Annotated in this window: 13 protein-coding genes; 8 read left to right on the top strand and 5 right to left on the bottom strand. The window is 66.6% G+C overall.

The window, feature by feature from the left end:
- Nucleotides 1-5 precede the first annotated feature (5 nt).
- Nucleotides 6-500 (bottom strand): flavin reductase family protein, encoded by a 495-nt coding sequence (locus ACFU4Z_RS07030; protein ID WP_379060458.1) that lies wholly within the window; start codon nucleotides 498-500, stop codon nucleotides 6-8.
- A 241-nt stretch (nucleotides 501-741) separates the two neighbouring features.
- Here ACFU4Z_RS07030 and ACFU4Z_RS07025 point away from each other — a divergent pair, with 241 nt between their 5' ends.
- Entirely contained in the window at nucleotides 742-1,587 is an 846-nt protein-coding gene (locus tag ACFU4Z_RS07025; RefSeq protein WP_379060457.1) for an IclR family transcriptional regulator, read from the top strand.
- Between the two features lie 530 nt (nucleotides 1,588-2,117).
- On the opposite strand, the gene ACFU4Z_RS07020 is transcribed toward ACFU4Z_RS07025, so the two are convergent.
- Entirely contained in the window at nucleotides 2,118-3,752 is a 1,635-nt protein-coding gene (locus ACFU4Z_RS07020) for an MFS transporter (RefSeq protein ID WP_379060456.1), read from the bottom strand.
- A 363-nt stretch (nucleotides 3,753-4,115) separates the two neighbouring features.
- Here ACFU4Z_RS07020 and ACFU4Z_RS07015 point away from each other — a divergent pair, with 363 nt between their 5' ends.
- The 4 genes from ACFU4Z_RS07015 (at nucleotide 4,116) to ACFU4Z_RS07000 (ending at nucleotide 8,309) form a co-directional block, all read left to right on the top strand.
- Nucleotides 4,116-4,991, top strand: a complete 876-nt coding sequence (locus ACFU4Z_RS07015; RefSeq protein WP_379060455.1) for a hypothetical protein — start codon at nucleotides 4,116-4,118, stop codon at nucleotides 4,989-4,991.
- Nucleotides 4,992-5,222: 231 nt separating this feature from the next.
- Nucleotides 5,223-5,858, top strand: coding sequence for a PadR family transcriptional regulator (locus ACFU4Z_RS07010; RefSeq protein ID WP_379060454.1), 636 nt, complete (start codon nucleotides 5,223-5,225; stop codon nucleotides 5,856-5,858).
- A gap of 73 nt (nucleotides 5,859-5,931) precedes the next feature.
- The gene (locus ACFU4Z_RS07005) at nucleotides 5,932-7,185 is read left to right on the top strand and encodes a bifunctional 3,4-dihydroxy-2-butanone-4-phosphate synthase/GTP cyclohydrolase II (RefSeq protein ID WP_379060453.1); all 1,254 of its coding nucleotides are present in this window, start codon (nucleotides 5,932-5,934) and stop codon (nucleotides 7,183-7,185) included.
- A 266-nt stretch (nucleotides 7,186-7,451) separates the two neighbouring features.
- Nucleotides 7,452-8,309, top strand: coding sequence for an expansin EXLX1 family cellulose-binding protein (locus ACFU4Z_RS07000; RefSeq protein ID WP_379060452.1), 858 nt, complete (start codon nucleotides 7,452-7,454; stop codon nucleotides 8,307-8,309).
- A gap of 19 nt (nucleotides 8,310-8,328) precedes the next feature.
- Here ACFU4Z_RS07000 and ACFU4Z_RS06995 read toward each other — a convergent pair whose 3' ends face one another.
- Complete coding sequence (locus ACFU4Z_RS06995) at nucleotides 8,329-10,020, bottom strand: FAD-binding dehydrogenase (RefSeq protein WP_379060451.1); 1,692 nt, start codon at nucleotides 10,018-10,020, stop codon at nucleotides 8,329-8,331.
- The gene (locus tag ACFU4Z_RS06990; protein ID WP_379060450.1) at nucleotides 10,017-10,676 is read right to left on the bottom strand and encodes a TetR/AcrR family transcriptional regulator; all 660 of its coding nucleotides are present in this window, start codon (nucleotides 10,674-10,676) and stop codon (nucleotides 10,017-10,019) included. Before ACFU4Z_RS06990 ends, ACFU4Z_RS06995 begins: the two co-directional genes overlap by 4 nt.
- Nucleotides 10,677-10,890: 214 nt before the next feature.
- Between ACFU4Z_RS06990 and ACFU4Z_RS06985 the strand changes: the two genes are divergently transcribed.
- The 3 genes from ACFU4Z_RS06985 to ACFU4Z_RS06975 all read left to right on the top strand — a co-directional run bounded on the left by ACFU4Z_RS06985 (nucleotide 10,891) and on the right by ACFU4Z_RS06975 (nucleotide 14,099).
- Nucleotides 10,891-11,904, top strand: a complete 1,014-nt coding sequence (locus ACFU4Z_RS06985; protein ID WP_379060881.1) for a zinc-binding alcohol dehydrogenase family protein — start codon at nucleotides 10,891-10,893, stop codon at nucleotides 11,902-11,904.
- Between the two features lie 224 nt (nucleotides 11,905-12,128).
- Nucleotides 12,129-12,791 carry a cutinase family protein gene (locus ACFU4Z_RS06980; protein WP_379060449.1) on the top strand — a complete coding sequence of 221 codons (663 nt, stop codon included), beginning with the start codon at nucleotides 12,129-12,131 and terminating at the stop codon, nucleotides 12,789-12,791.
- A 777-nt stretch (nucleotides 12,792-13,568) separates the two neighbouring features.
- Nucleotides 13,569-14,099 (top strand): cutinase family protein, encoded by a 531-nt coding sequence (locus ACFU4Z_RS06975; protein WP_379060448.1) that lies wholly within the window; start codon nucleotides 13,569-13,571, stop codon nucleotides 14,097-14,099.
- Between the two features lie 88 nt (nucleotides 14,100-14,187).
- Here ACFU4Z_RS06975 and ACFU4Z_RS06970 read toward each other — a convergent pair.
- Nucleotides 14,188-15,173, bottom strand: a 986-nt coding sequence (locus ACFU4Z_RS06970; RefSeq protein ID WP_379060447.1) for an SDR family NAD(P)-dependent oxidoreductase, incomplete at its 5' end; no start/stop codon positions are given.

Here is a 15,173-nt window from a genome sequence, read left to right as displayed (position 1 = left end):
CTGCCCTATGGACCGACCGCCTCCGCGGTGCTCATCAGGCGCTCGAATCCGGAGCGATAGAACAGCAGCGGGCCCGCGTCGCGGCCCTCGCCGAGCTCGGTCACGTTGCCGATGACGATCGTGTGGTCACCGCCGTCCAGTTCGCCGGCCAGCGTGCAATCGATCCAGGCGATGGTGCCTGCCAGCAGGGGTGAGCCGTTGGGCGACGGGCGCCACTCGAGACCGGCGAATTTATCGGGTCCGCTGCGGCCGAGCTGCTTGCAGAGGTCCTGTTGGTCGGCGGCGAGGACATTGACGCAGAACCGTTCGGCGGCGCGGATCCGCGGCCAGGTGGTCGAGGAGCGGGCGGGGAACAACGCCACCGCGGGCGGATCCAGCGACAGCGCGGAGAAGGACTGGCAGGCGAACCCGATCGGTTCGTCGCCGTCGAGTGCGGTGATCGCGGTGACTCCGGTGCAGAACCGGCCGAGGACGGCCTTGAAGTCGAGGGCGACGGCCATGGTGCTCCTAGTTTCGACTAGAAATATTCCGTTTCGTCATGAAGGTAAGCGGCCGCCTCGTACGCCTGTCAATAATCGGTTCCGGCTACCGAGAAGATCCGTAGCGATCTACGTAGTTTCCGGGATTCCCTCTCGCCATCGCGGCGGCAATGTGATTGGGGACACAAGCGGGCGTGCCGAAAATGCACATGCCTAATCGAAATACTTCTAAGCTGTATGAGCTACACAATGGAGGTGAGCCATGACGGTCGAGGTGATGACCCACCCCGAGTCCGAAGAGCTGTGGTCGGGAGCGGGCCCCGCGACAGCACGGACCAACAATCAACCGCCGGTCTCGATGATCGAGCGAATGACCCTGATCCTAGACGCTTTCGACGGTTCGACGCCGGTCCTGACGCTGCTCGGACTGGCCGAACGCACCGGACTGCCCCGCTCGACCGTGCATCGCATCCTGGATCAGATGATCCGGCTGCGCTGGTTGGCGCATGCCCCCGGCGGCTACCGGCTCGGGCTGCGGCCGTTCGAACTCGGCGGACTCGCCGCCGACCACAACGAGATTCGTGACGTGGTGAGCCCGCTGCTGCACGATCTCGCGCAGCGCACCGGTATGGTCGGCCACCTCGGTGTGCTCGACGGGCGTGAGGTGCTCTACCTGGACAAGGCGGGCGGGCGCGGTACCGCGGGTATCCCGACCCGCCTCGGCGGCCGGATGCCCGCACACAGCACCGGCCTCGGCAAGGCTCTGCTCGCGACGCTGGAACCGAGCATCGTGGAAGCATCCTTCCGTGACCGCCTGCCCCAACTGACCCCACGAACCATCTGCGACAGAGCGGAATTACACCGCGAACTGACTCGCATCAGGCACCGCCAAGGCGTCGCCGTCGACAACGAGGAGTCCGTCACCGGCATCGCCTGCGTCGCGGTCCCCATCCGCGGCCGCGGCGCCGCCGTCGGGGCACTGTCCCTGTCGGGCCAGATCGGCGGCGACCGCCCGGCCCTCGACACCGCCCGCCTCGCACGGGTTCTCGTCGAGGTTTCCCACGAAGCCGCCCGCGCCCTCTTCCCCCGCCACGCCCGCTGGCGCTGAGCACACCTGCCGGTCGACCCACAAACCCGCGCCAGAAGACCGGCAGCGCTATCGACGGTAGTGAAATGGTGGCTGCGAGGCCGTGCGGAACCACCATTTCACTACCGCCGTCGGCCGACAGCGCCTGGAGGGCAACAGCAATCCTTGCGCTGGATGCGGTGTGTGTGGCCGCTCAGGCGGTGGGCCACTGTCCTCGCTGCCTCTTTGGCATTGAAAATGCTTGGAACGCAACTACAGCCAGTCCTCACGCGGCTTCCAGCGTGAGGACTGGCTGTGGTTGCGTTCTCGGACCTTATTGCCCCGGCGTCCGATCGGTCACTGCCCGATCTCGGCGGCCGCGGCATCTGTGTCGATCCATACCCGATCGGGTCGAGGACCCCGCCCGACCCGCCACCCCGGGTCGATCCCAGCATCCGCGTGACAACCGGGAACCCGTGTAAGCGGTACTCACGCAGTGTGTTGAGTCGGGTGGGGAGGGAGATGGCGGGCTGCAGAAGGGGGCGGCCCGCCATCTCCCTGTTCTGCGGGGATCAGTAGGCGGTGCCGCCGGTAGCGGGGGTGCGGCCGTGGCGCATGATCAGGGCGATGATCAAGGCGATTACCGATGCTCCCGCGGCGAACCAGAAGCCCATTTCGTAGCCGTGTTCGGCGAAGACCTGGGGGATGACGCTGCCCTGTGGGGGTTGGCCGGCGACGCTGACCTGGGCGGTGATGGGGCTGGCGTTGAGGTAGGCGGTGACGATGGCCAGGCCGATGGCCACGCCCATGGATTGCATGACGCCGAGCATGCCGAGGCTGATGCCCTGTTGTTCCTGGGGGACGGCTTCGACCATCAGGATGGGCATGGAGGCGTAGTAGAAGCCGAAGCCGATGCCGAATGCCGCGCTCACCCAGAGGAATACGACCCAGGTGTGGGGCAGGACCGCGTAGCAGACGCCCGCGCTCGCGAACAGGACGAGTGCGAAGACCAGGGGAATGCGGGCGCCGATCTTGCGGGCCAGTGCGCCCGCGGCGGCGCCGCAGATCATGGCGAGCACGGCTTGCAGCAGGGCGATGCGGACCGCGAATTCGAGGAGGGTGAAGCCGTTTCCGTAGCTGTAGCCGGGATCGAGGGCCACCTGAACCGCGGCGGCGGGCATGGGCTGGCCGGTCTGCTGCTGGATCTGGGCGAGGGTCGCCTGCTGGACGCCTGCCGCGACCGTGTCGGAGTCCGGGGTCTGCGTCATGTAGCCGAGCGCGTAGGACTGGACGCCGATGAGGAACGAGGCGAACAGCGCACCGCCGAGTACCAGCGTGACGCGGGGATGGAACAGCAACTTCATGTCCATGATCGGGCGGGCGACATTGAGTTCGACCACCACGAAGACCACCAGCAGCGCAATGCCACCGAACAACCAGGCCAGCGTCAGCGGCTTGCTCCACCCCCAATCCTGACCCTTGTCGAGGTAGATCAGCGTGAGTCCGGCGCCTGCCGAGAGCAGGACAGCGCCGAGCACATCGATGCGCTCCTTGACCCGCAGCTTGGACTCGGGCACGACCAACCACACCAGTGGAAGCATCAGCAGGGTGAATCCGGCGAGCACCCAGAAGATGGCACGCCAGCTGTAATTGTCGACGAGATAGCCGCCGAGCAGCGGTCCGCCGATCGCGGAGAAGCCGAGACCGGTGGCGGTGACACCCAGGCCGAGCGGCACATACTTGCGTGGCATCAGGTCTCGGATCAGGCCGTAGGCGATCACCGCGGTAGCGATGGCGGTGGCCTGCAGGCCGCGCCCGATGAGGAAGATCGCCCAGCTGTCGGTGACGGCGTCCAGTACGCAGCCGAGCATGAAGAGCATGCCGCAGACCAGGAACATCCGCTTCTTGCCCCAGACATCGCTCATCTTGCCGATGAGCGGGGAGGCGGCAGCGCCGATGAGGCCGAAGACGATGATCGCCCAGTTGATGTTCGCGCCGACGCTGGGGAAGGTGGGCGCGATCTTCTGCAACGCGGCAGCAACGATGGTGTATTGCATCGGCGCGACCTCGGTGAACAGCACGATGACCGCGAGGACAGTGAAAATCCTGGCACGCGACGCGCCGTCGAGTCTGCCGGTCTCGGCATCGGATTCGATTATCCTGCCAGGACTTTCGGCAGTCGTCGGATCTTTGGGAATGGTGGACATCGGCCACGCTCCGGTGTTCGGGAACTACGTTCGGGTGCGCAGGAATTGCGTGCTGTGAAACCTGTCACAAGGTTGGGGTGTCCGGACCTGGCGAATCCCACTCAACGAGATGTTTCATCCCTTAGGGCACGCGCGACCACCGCGCCGTACTGTCGACCCGTGACGGTTCACCCGCCGGGCGTTGGGCCGGACGAACTCCACCCTGACCGCATCCCGGAAAACCGCCCCTGACCCACACCTCGCAGCCGGTGGCCGTGGCCGGAGCGAGACTGCAGCTGTCGCGTCTCACGCGAGCTGGGGCAATCTCACTACAGTTGAGGAATCAGCTCGGCGTATCTCGTTTCAATGAAGGCGATGGATGTCATGAGTTCTGCGGGTACGGCCGCTGTCTGGGCCGAGCAGCAGATCGCCGCGGTTCGCGACGATCCAGCGGGCCGGATCGCCCTGATGCAGCGCTGCTACCACGGCCCGTTCGGTAGGGCCCCGCGGCATCTGCCGTTCCGGCGGGCGGCGACGTCGTTCATGCGATGGCAACTCCGGCGAGGATTGCTGCAACCACCCTCCAGCGACCGTCCCGGTAGTCCATGGTGGCGTGCGGTGAACGAGCGCATCCTTCGTGACGGTTGCGAGGCGGTGGCCCTGAGCGGGGACCATAGCGGACCGACTTCCTCACGCACGGTCGACTTCTGGAAGTCGTTCGCCGATCACCCGACCGCTCGGGCCTGGTACCGGGCGCACAACGGGAGTGTGGTGGCTGCCTACCTCGAGCACCGCGACCTGGCGGAGGCGGAAAGCGAGGCCGAACGCTTCTTCATGAACGTCGTGCTCTGCCGGGTGCTGTACACCCACGCCCTCGTCGCGGCCCCCCGGATCTCGCTGGGATGGCTTCGCCCGCTCGCCCCGTTCCTCGGTGACCCGAGACTCGGCATGACCGGGATTTTCCTGCAACTGTCTCGCGTGCTCCCGGACGAGTACCCCCTCCGCGACAGTGTCCATTTCTACCTCGGTAACGAACACGGATTCGGTCGACTCCTCGACTTCGGAGTGATCACTCCGAGGCTGCACCAGCTCTATGACTGGTCAGCTCACGAACTCGCAGCACCAGGCCTGCTGGACTGTATCCGTGACGGAGCCCTGACCTACGCGTGGTCATTCGAGGACCGCGGCGTCTGGCAGCCGCCGAAGTCATTCTTCGTCCAGATGGCCAAACGGGCGCTCCCACCAGAACGACGTGCCTGAGCGATCTTCGGTGCCGGTGCCGGTGCCGGTGCCGGTGCCCGGGACGCCGGGTAGCAGCGGCGTCAGAGTCTCGAGGCTCATCGTGTCCACCGCCGCATAGGCTCACAACCTGCACCGGTGAGTCGGACTCGCCGAGTGCAACGACGGGTGGAACTGCACATTGCGTGGGGCGAATTCGCTGCGGAATAGTGTCCTAACACCCGAAATATGCCTAAGAGATATAGTCCTACCGTGACCGATGCCAAGCCTGCCTCCGCAGAGGCCGGGGTTCCCGATCTGCCCACGACCAGCTGGGCCGTGCTCGGAATGCTCTCGCACGCCGACGAACTCTCCGGCTACGACCTGAAGAAATGGGCCGATTGGAGCCTGCAATTCTTCTACTGGAGCCCGTCGTTCAGTCAGATCTACGCCGAACTCAAGCGCCTGGAGAAGCACGGCTACGCCACCTCGCGCACCGTCCTGCAGGACGACGGTGTGCGCGGCAAGCGGATGTACGCGATCACCGACGCCGGCCGCGCCGCGGCGGCGCAGTGGGTGAATCACGCGCCGGTAGAGGCGCCCGTGCTCAAGCACAGCGTCATGCTGCGGGCCTGGCTCGGCCATCTCGCCGAACCGGAGCGGCTGCGCGGCATCCTGAGCGAGCACATCGGCTACGCCGAGAAGATGCGCAAGCTGGCCGAGATCGATGCCGAGGGCGCCGACGAGAACCCCGACTGGGCATACCCGGGCGCTGTGCTGCGGTGGTGTGTCCGCCATTACGAGGCAGAGCGCGATTTCGCGCAGGAGCTCCTGGCCGATGTCGACAAGCTCGCCGCCGGGCAACCGCAGAAGCGGGCTGCGAAAGCCAAGGGTAAACGCGCATCCTGAGCTGTCCACTCAGCGGGACCGCCGCTTTCTATGACTAACAGATATATATCTACTAGTCATATAGGAGGTGGTCATGGGTACCGAATTCGTGCGGCAGCGGTCGTTGGACACGATCGAGGCAGCGCTCGCCGCGCTTGGGGCGGGCGGCATGGTCGTCGTCGTCGATGACGAAAACCGGGAGAACGAAGGCGATTTGGTGCTCGCTGCCGAATTGGCTACGCCGGAGACCATCGCCTTCATGGTGCGCCACACCAGTGGCGTGCTGTGCGCGCCACTGGCGGGCGCGGATCTCGATCGGCTCCGGCTGCCACCGATGACAGCGGTCAACGAGGATCCCAAGGGCACTGCGTACACCGTGTCGGTCGATGCGTCTTCCGGTGTGACAACGGGCATTTCGGCCGCTGATCGGGCTCGCACCGTGCAGCTGCTCGCCGATCCGCGCACCGGGTATGACGAGTTGACCAGGCCGGGGCACGTGTTCCCGCTGCGCGCGCACCCGGGCGGTGTGCTCGGCCGTGCCGGCCACACCGAGGCTGCCGTCGATCTCACCAGGCTCGCGGGGCTGCGGCCCGCCGGTGTCATCGCCGAAATCGTGCTCGACGACGGATCGATGGCGCGGCTACCCGACCTGCTCGACTTCGCCGCCGCGCACGGTCTTCCGATCATTTCGATCGCCGATCTGATCGACTATCGCCGCCGCGTCGAGCACACGCTCACCAGGGTCGTGGAGACCCGGCTGCCCACCAGATTCGGTGAGTTCCGGGTGCTCGGGTACCGTGACGACCTCACCGAAACCGAAACCCTCGCCTTGGTTTTCGGCGAGCCACGCCGCGATTCGGCACTGGTGCGGTTGCATTCGGAGTGCCTCACCGGCGACGCTCTCGGCTCACTGCGCTGTGACTGCGGCGATCAGCTCGACGCCGCGATGCGTGCGATCGCGGCGGAGGGCAGCGGTGTGGTCGTGTACCTGCGCGGCCAGGAGGGGCGCGGCATCGGTCTGCTGAACAAGTTGCGTGCCTACGAATTACAGGATCGTGGCGCCGATACCGTCGAGGCCAACCTCGCGCTCGGGTTGCCGGTGGATGCCCGCCGGTATGCGGCGGGTGCGCAGGTGCTCGCCGATCTCGGTATCCGATCGGTACGGTTGCTGAGCAACAATCCGGCCAAGGCGGCCGGATTGGTGGAGCACGGCATCGCCGTGGTGCGGCGACTGCCGCTCCAGTCGACCCCGACCGAACACAACATTCGCTACCTGCGCGCCAAGCGGGACCGGATGGACCACCAGCTCTCCGAGGTCGATGCGGTGCCGGAACGGGCTACTTCGTAAACGGTCGTGCTCCGGATCTTTTCCGGCTCGCATCGCTGTCGCCGAGGTGAATGCTGACTATTTGCGACAAGATTGCCACGCTGCGGGTGTCTCCCCGCGAAGTTTTTCGTTCGAGACCTGTGTTGCCGTTTCAACTGCTTTCCTGGTGCAGTCAGGATGGACAGTCCGCGAGTTGGGTGAGCCGGAAGCCGGGGACAGCGGTGCACCGAATACCGATCAAGCAAACACACCTTCGCTCGGGTTGGCTGTGGTGGACTTTCGGGGCGATGGTGGCGGCTGCCGGGGTGGTGGTCTGGGTGACCCGGCCCGCACCCGCGTCGTGCGGCACCACGCGCACCGTCGGCGAAAGCTTCACGACGGCACGAATACCGGTGGCTACCAGTAGTTCCGGCCTCGCGGCGCGGCACACGCAGGACCTGCCCGATCCTGGCGTGTCCGGCGAGGCGCGTTACTACGCGTTCAGTCAGGGCGTGGCCTGTTCTTTTCCTGGCCTGCCCTCGGACGGCTTCTACGTCGGGATGTCCACGCAGGAGTACGGCGACGCCGACCTGTGCGGCGCCTACCTCGATGTGCACGGTCCGCGCGGCGATGTCCGCGTGCTCATCGCCGACCGCTGCCCCGGATGCGCTCCGGGACAGCTGGATCTGAGCGCCGCCGCCTTCGAGCAGATCGCCGAGCATTCCGATGGCGTCGCGCAGGTCGGCTACACGGTCGTCCGTGACCCTGATCCCGCGCCCGAACTGTTCTACGAGGTGAAACCGGACTCCTCGGCGCAGTGGCTGGCCATCCTGGTGAGCGGATCGGGAAACCCCATCCAGCGCGTCGCGATCCGGCCGGCCACCGGCGGTGGCTGGCAGGAACTCAACCGCGGGAGGGACAACTACTGGACGATTTCGGGTGCGGGACCGGGCCCGTTCTCCGCTCGGGTTGTCGATGTGTACGGGCATCAGGTGGAGGTGTCGGGGATCTCGCTGGAGCCCGGGCAGCGGTTCACCGGTACGCCGCTGTATTCGGTCGCGGCGGTGGCCGCGCCGTTGACGGCACCGGCTCCCGTCGCAGCAGCACCGGCACCGATCACCCGGGCTGTGCAGACGTCGGGCCGGGCCTCGGGCTGTCAGTCCTGATGGACGGAAACGGTGGCGTTCAGGCGAGTTTCGTGGCCAACGCGCGACCAGCAGCCCGACCGGAGAAAATGCAACCGCCGAGGAACGTGCCCTCGAGCGCGTTGTAGCCGTGCACGCCGCCACCGCCGAACCCCGCGACTTCCCCAGCGGCGTACAGCCCGGGCAGGACGGTGCCGTCCTCGCGCATCACCTGCGAGTCGAGATTGGTCTGCAGGCCGCCGAGCGTCTTGCGGGTGAGGATATTCAGCCGCACCGCGATCAACGGTCCGTGCGCGGGATCGAGGATACGGTGCGGCTTGGCCACCCGGCCCGCCTTGTCCCCAAAGTATTGGCGCGCGTTGGTGATCGCCATCAGCTGCGCGTCCTTGGAATACTTGTTGGCCAGTTCGCGGTCGCGGGCGACGATCTGGCGTTCCAGCTCGTCGTGGTCCAGGTGCGGGCCGCGCGCGATCTTGTTCATGCCGTCGACCAATTCGCGCAGCGTATCGGCGACCACGAAATCGACACCGTGCTGCTTGAACGCCTCGACCGGTCCGGGTGCGCCCTTGGCTACCCGGCTCTTGAGCGTGAGTTTGAGGTCCTTGCCGGTGATGTCCGGGTTCTGTTCGGAACCCGAGAGCGCGAATTCTTTCTCGATGATCGACTGGGTCAGCACGAACCAGGAGTAGTCGTGGCCGGTAGCCAGGATCTCCTTCATGGTGGAGTTGGTGTCGAAGCCCGGGAAACACGGTGCGGGCAAACGCTTTCCATTGGCATCGAACCACAGTGACGAGGGGCCGGGAATGATCCGGATGGCGTGGTCGGGCCAGATCGGGTCCCAGTTGATGATGCCCTCGGTGTAGTGCCACATGCGGTCGCGGTTGACGATCGCGCCGCCCGCGGACTCCGTGATGCCGAGCATCCGGCCATCCACATGCGCGGGCACACCGGAGATGAGGGTCTCGGGGCAGGGTCCGAGCCGGTCGGTCGGCCAGTTGCGGCGGATCAGGTCGTGATTGTGGCCGATGCCCCCGGAGGTCACGATCACCGCCTTGGCGCGGAACTCGAAGTCGCCGACCACGTTTCGTGACGAGGCCTTGCCGCGCTCCAGGTCGGTGTCTTCCAGCACGCTGCCGCGCACACCGACAACGGAGCCGTCCTCGACGATCAGCTCATCGACCTGGTGGCGGAAACTGAAGCCGACCAGACCGCGGCGCTCGCCGTCGAGCACCGGTTCCTGAAATACCCGCACCACCTCGGGCCCGGTGCCCCAGGTCAGGTGGAAGCGTGGCACCGAATTGCCGTGACCGTCGGCGAATGCCCCGCCGCGTTCGGCCCAGCCGACCAGCGGTGTCACGCGTAAACCCAAGTCACGCAGATAATCCCGCTTCTCGGTGGCGGCGAATCGGACGTACGCCTGCGCCCACCGGCGGGCCCAGTGGTCCTCGGTGTCGCGGTCGAAGCCCGCCGAGCCGAGCCAGTCTTGCATGGCCAGCTCGTAGGAGTCCTTGATACCGAGGCGTCGCTGCTCTGGGCTGTCGACGAAGAACAGTCCACCGAGCGACCAGAATGCCTGCCCGCCCAGGTTGTTGCGGTTCTCCTGGTCGAGGACATGCACCGTGCGGCCCGCCTTGACCAGTTCGTGGGTCGCCACGAGCCCGGCAAGGCCCGCGCCGACGACGATGACGTCTGCCTCTTGCGCGAATTCGGGACTGCGGTTGGCCATGTTCATCCTTCGGTTGCGGTGCTGGGTTCGGTCGTTGTGCTGTATGCCAGTACGACGTGGCACAAGAGCTCGGTGCGTCGGCGGCGCACCCGACGACTGCGTGGTTCCATCAGGACCTGCACGGCGGTGCCGTCGTGCACGGCGACGAGGGCCTGCCCGAGTGCGACCGGGTCGGGGACGGTGCGCCCGACGCGGGCCAGTGCGGCGACGATGGTCGGCATCAGCGCCGCGACGATCGATTCCTCACGGGCGGCCATCACCTGTCGCAGCGCCGGGGTGCGCAGTGCGTGGGTGGTGAACTCGGCGGTGATGCGGTACCAGGCCTCGTCGATCGGCACCGCGCGATCGAGGCGTTCGACCGTCGCGCGCAGGTCGGTCACGCTCTCGACCGGGAATTCGTCGAGAGTGGCCCGGACGCCGGTGAGCATGGCCGCGGACCGCTGCTCCCACATCGCAAGGAATAGCTCGTCGAGTGAGGAGAAATTGGAGTAGAAGGCGCCTCGGGTGAATCCCGCGCGGTCGCACACGCGCTCGACAGTGGAACGGCCGAAGCCGTCCTCGGCGAACGCCTCGTAGGCGGCTGTGAGCAGGCGATTTCTGGTTTCGATTCGTCTGCGGGTGACCCGTTTCGCTGGGTTCGCCGCAGCGGTGGGCGATGCCAAGGCGAACCTCCTTCTGTCGGATCTGCCGACCGGATGTTGAATACATTCATGTATCCGATACAGAAATGTATCAGAAGCGAGTATCGCGAATTCCGGAAATCGAATGGGTAGGGTCGAGCACAGACCGTTGTCCCGGCGCGCGCCGGGACCCAGACGACCTTCCTGCGGACAGCGAGGAGAGATCGATGTGAGCGAGGTTTCAGGCGTCGCGTCGATGATCGGCTGGCGGGTGCGGCGGCCGGGACCTATCGATGGCGGTCCGTTGGACCGCGTTCGCGAGCCCGCGCCGCAGCCCATGGCAGGTGAGCTGCTGGTGCGGGTGCTGGCATGCGGAGTCTGCCGGACCGACCTGCATGTGGCCGAGGGAGATCTGCCGGTGCATCGGCCGGGCGTGGTGCCCGGGCACGAAATCGTCGGGGAGGTCGTGGCGCTGGGCCCCGGCGTTCGTCAGGGCGGCGCGGATGCCTTCGCGGTCGGCGATCGGGTGGGGATCGCGTGGCTGCGGCATACCTGCGGGGTGTGCCGGTACTGTCAGCGCGGCGCTGAGAATCTGTGCCCGCAGTCGGAGTACACGGGCTGGGACGCGGACGGAGGATACGCCCAGTTCGCCACGGTCCCAGCGGCTTACGCGTTGCGGCTGCCCGCGGGCTACTCCGACATCGACACCGCTCCGCTGCTGTGTGCCGGAATTATCGGATATCGCGCGCTGCAGCGCGCCGCGCTGCCGCGGAGCGGTCGGTTGGGTATATACGGCTTCGGCGGCAGTGCGCATATCGCCGCCCAGGTGGCGCTGGCGCGTGGTGCAGAGGTGCATGTGATGACCCGGGATCCGGCCGCCCGCGAGCTGGCGACGGATCTGGGCGCCGCGTCGGTGCAGGGCGCCGCGGATCGGCCTCCGGTCCAACTGGATTCGGCGATTCTGTTCGCGCCGGTCGGGGATCTGGTGCTGCCCGCGCTCGCGGCGCTGGACCGCGGCGGCGTGCTCGCCGTCGCGGGCATCCATCTGAGCGACATCCCGATCCTGAACTATCAGCGGCATCTGTTTCAAGAGCGGGAAATTCGGTCGGTGACCGCCAACACCCGCGCCGACGCTCGTGAATTCCTGGCGCTGGCAGGCGAACACCGCATACACCTGACCACGCGGGGCTACCCCCTCGATACCGCGAACGACGCGCTCGCCGATCTAGCACACGGACGTTTCACCGGCGCAGCGGTTCTTGTTCCTTGAGTGGCCGGCCGGCGAACCAGGCCAGAGGGTGGCGTGCCATCGTGCCGGCGCCTGCGCCGGCGCAGACCAGACGGTCGGGGCGCGGGGCGATACCCGGCCGCCGCTCGCATTCGGTTGTTCGACGGCTTGTCGGGTCATTCCTACAATGGAATGTGTAGCCGAAGAATTGTCACTGACAATCGTCAGAATCTCGGCTTCTCACAATGGCGTGAGAGGCGATCACGATGGTCAACCGGAAGGCATCTCTGTTCGACAAGGGGCGGGCGACCAGGGCATTCGCGGTGCTACTGCTCGCGGCCGGAATCACGGCGACGACAAACCTGGGATTGCACGCATGGGCCGAATCCTGTGCGGACGTCGAGGTGGTGGTTGCCAGGGGCACCCAGGAGTTGGGGCACCTCGGCTCGATAGTCGGCGATCCGCTGTATGACACACTCCGGCAAGCACTTCCGGTGAGCAGCGGTCCGTACCGCGTGAACTACACCGCGGACCTGCTCGATCCGGCATCGCTCAGCCGCGGTACCCAGGACCTGACCGCGCACGTTATCCAGCAGTCAGTGGACTGCCCGGACCAGCGGTTCATCCTGGTCGGCTACTCGCAGGGCGCCGTCGTCGTGCACGGTGTCCTCGGCACCGGCATCGTGACCACGCTGCCCGGCATCTATCCGCTGCCCGGCGACCTGGAATGGAAGGTGTCGGCGGTGCTGTTGTTCGGCGATCCGCTCCGGGCCGTCGGATGGAGCGTCCCCGGTCAATTCGCCGGGCGGACCGCGGATTATTGCGCGGGCGGTGATCCGGTGTGTGGCGGCGGAATCGACCCGACCCAGCATTCGAACTACGGCTGGGCCACGTGGCCTGCCGCCGAGTTCGCGGCAAACCATCTGTAGAACCCCGCCGGGAAATCCACCCTACGGACTCGGCAAGGCAGTCGGCGGCAGCAGGACCGGGAGCCGACGCAACGAGCGCATCGCTTCCCAGCCCACGGCGCGCCCCTGCGACGGCACTGCCCTTCGTTGCTTGGAACCGCTGTCGTTCGCTGTGCGGCACGAGATTCACCGACCGGGCGGAAGCTCTGGCGGATGCCGGTGGTCGGGTGCCGCCTGCGCTCGAACGCGATGGTGTGCTCGACGTCGCGGGTGACCCCTCAGCGCCATCCCGCGCCGAAGCATCAGCGGCACCTGTTCCAGGAGCGGGAAATTCGCTCGGTGACCGCCGACACCCGCCTCGAACCACGTGAATTCCCTGCGCAGGCAGGCGAACACCGCATATACCGGCCCGCGCGGGGGTACTCCCTGGATACAGCGGATCGCGTCCTCCCGCGAATCTCGCGCACGGGCGTTTCACTGGCGCAGCGGTTCTCGTCACTCCAGCGAGACCACCGAGGACACGATTGAGCGGTAACTCGGTATCACTCGGGTCCCGTTGCTCGACGGCACCTCCGGTCGTCCTTACCATCGCGTATATAGCCGAGCAATTGTCACTGACAATCGTCAGAATCTCGGCTTCTCACAACGGCGTGAGAGGTGATCACGATGGTCAACCGGAAGGTTTCTCTGTTCGAAAAGCGGCGTGTGGCGCGGGTATTCGCGGTGCTATTGCTCGCGTTCGGAGTCACAGCGACGACGAATCTAGGAATGCATGCATCGGCGGATGACTGTGCTGAGGTGGAGGTGATCGTCGCAAGGGGCACCCACGAGCCAGGGTTCCTCGGTTCGGTCATCGGCGATCCGCTGTATGACACACTTCTGCAAGCACTTCCGGTGAGTGCGGGCGCGTACCGCGTGAATTACCCTGCGGATCTACTCGATCCGACATCGCTCAGCCGCGGCACCCAGGACATGACCGACCGCGTCATCCATCAGTCCGCTGTATGCCCGGATCAGCGGTTCATCCTGGTCGGCTACTCGCAGGGCGCGGTCGTCGTGCACGGTGTCCTCGGCACCGGCATCGTGACCACGCTGCCCGGCATCTACCCGTTGCCCGGCGACCTGCAGTGGAAGGTGTCGGCGGTGCTGCTGTTCGGTGATCCGCTCCGGCTCATCGGATGGAGCGTCCCCGGTCATTTCGGTTGGCGCACCGCGAATTACTGCGCAGGCGGTGATCCGATATGTGGCGGCGGAATCGACCCGACCCAGCACTCGAACTACGGCTGGGCCATGTGGCCCGCCGCCTGGTTCGCGGCGAGCCGGGTCTAGAACCACGGGGAAATCCGTGCGGCGGGACCGACTGGAGTCGGCCCCGCCGCCGGTGTGTTCGGACCCGTGTGTCCCCGAGCGGCAGGCGCTACCAGTGCAGGCCGGGCACCACCCTGGCCACTCGCGCGGCGGGGCTCGGCACTGCCATCAGCGGGAGCAGCACCGGTGCGAGGGCGAGCAGCGCGCTGCGCTTGGGCGTCGGCGCGGACCGGCGTTCGTCGGAGTCGGCGATCGGCACGGCCGGGACCGTTGCGGGAACGTTCTGTGCCGCATGGGATTCGCCGAACATCCGGAAGCCCTGGTGCATGATGTTGCGCTTGACCGTCGGCATCAGCAGTTCGACGGCCTGGGCGAAGGTGCCGACGGGGGTGTCGATGCGGTCGGGCCGGTCGGTCAGCGCCCGCACGACGATGGTCGCGGCCTGATCCGGGTCGGGGACCGGGAGTGAGCGGTAGAGGTCGGTGGGCGCGATCATCGCGGTGCGGACCAACGGCATCCGAACCGAGGTGAACGTGATTCCGGCGTCTTGATTTTCGACAGCGGCGATCTCGCTGAAATTGTCGAGGGCCGATTTGCTCGCCACATAGGCGGCGAAGCGCGGCACCTTGGTCTGCACGGCGATCGAGGAGATATTGACGATGTGCCCGAAGCGCCGTGCCCGCATCGAGGGAAGCAGGGCGAGGATGAGCCGGACCGCGCCGAAGTAGTTGACCGCCATGGTCCGCTCGAAATCGTGCATGCGATCGGTGGAATTGAGCACCGAGCGGCGGATCGAGCGACCCGCGTTGTTCACCAGGTAGTCGACGTGACCATGGTCGGTGAGCAGCGTGGTGACCAGCGCGTCGACGGCGTCCGCATCGGTGATGTCGCACGGATAGGCATGGGCCGCACCACCTTCAGCGCGAATGGCGGCGGCGGCCGCCAGTAGGTCGTCACGGCCACGGGCGATCATGAGCACGGTCGCGCCGCGTGGCCGGGGGCCGCGGGCGGGCCGGGGGCGGCGGGGGCGCGCCCCCGCCGCGGGGGGGTGGGGGCGGGGAGTGTGAGGGGGAGGGCGCGGCGCGCCCCGGGCGC

Source organism: Nocardia sp. NPDC057440 (assembly GCF_042802915.1).
Taxonomy (GTDB): Bacteria; Actinomycetota; Actinomycetes; order Mycobacteriales; family Mycobacteriaceae; genus Nocardia.
The sequence above is the reverse complement of the archived record's forward strand: the minus strand, read 5'-3'. Positions and strand labels throughout refer to the sequence as shown.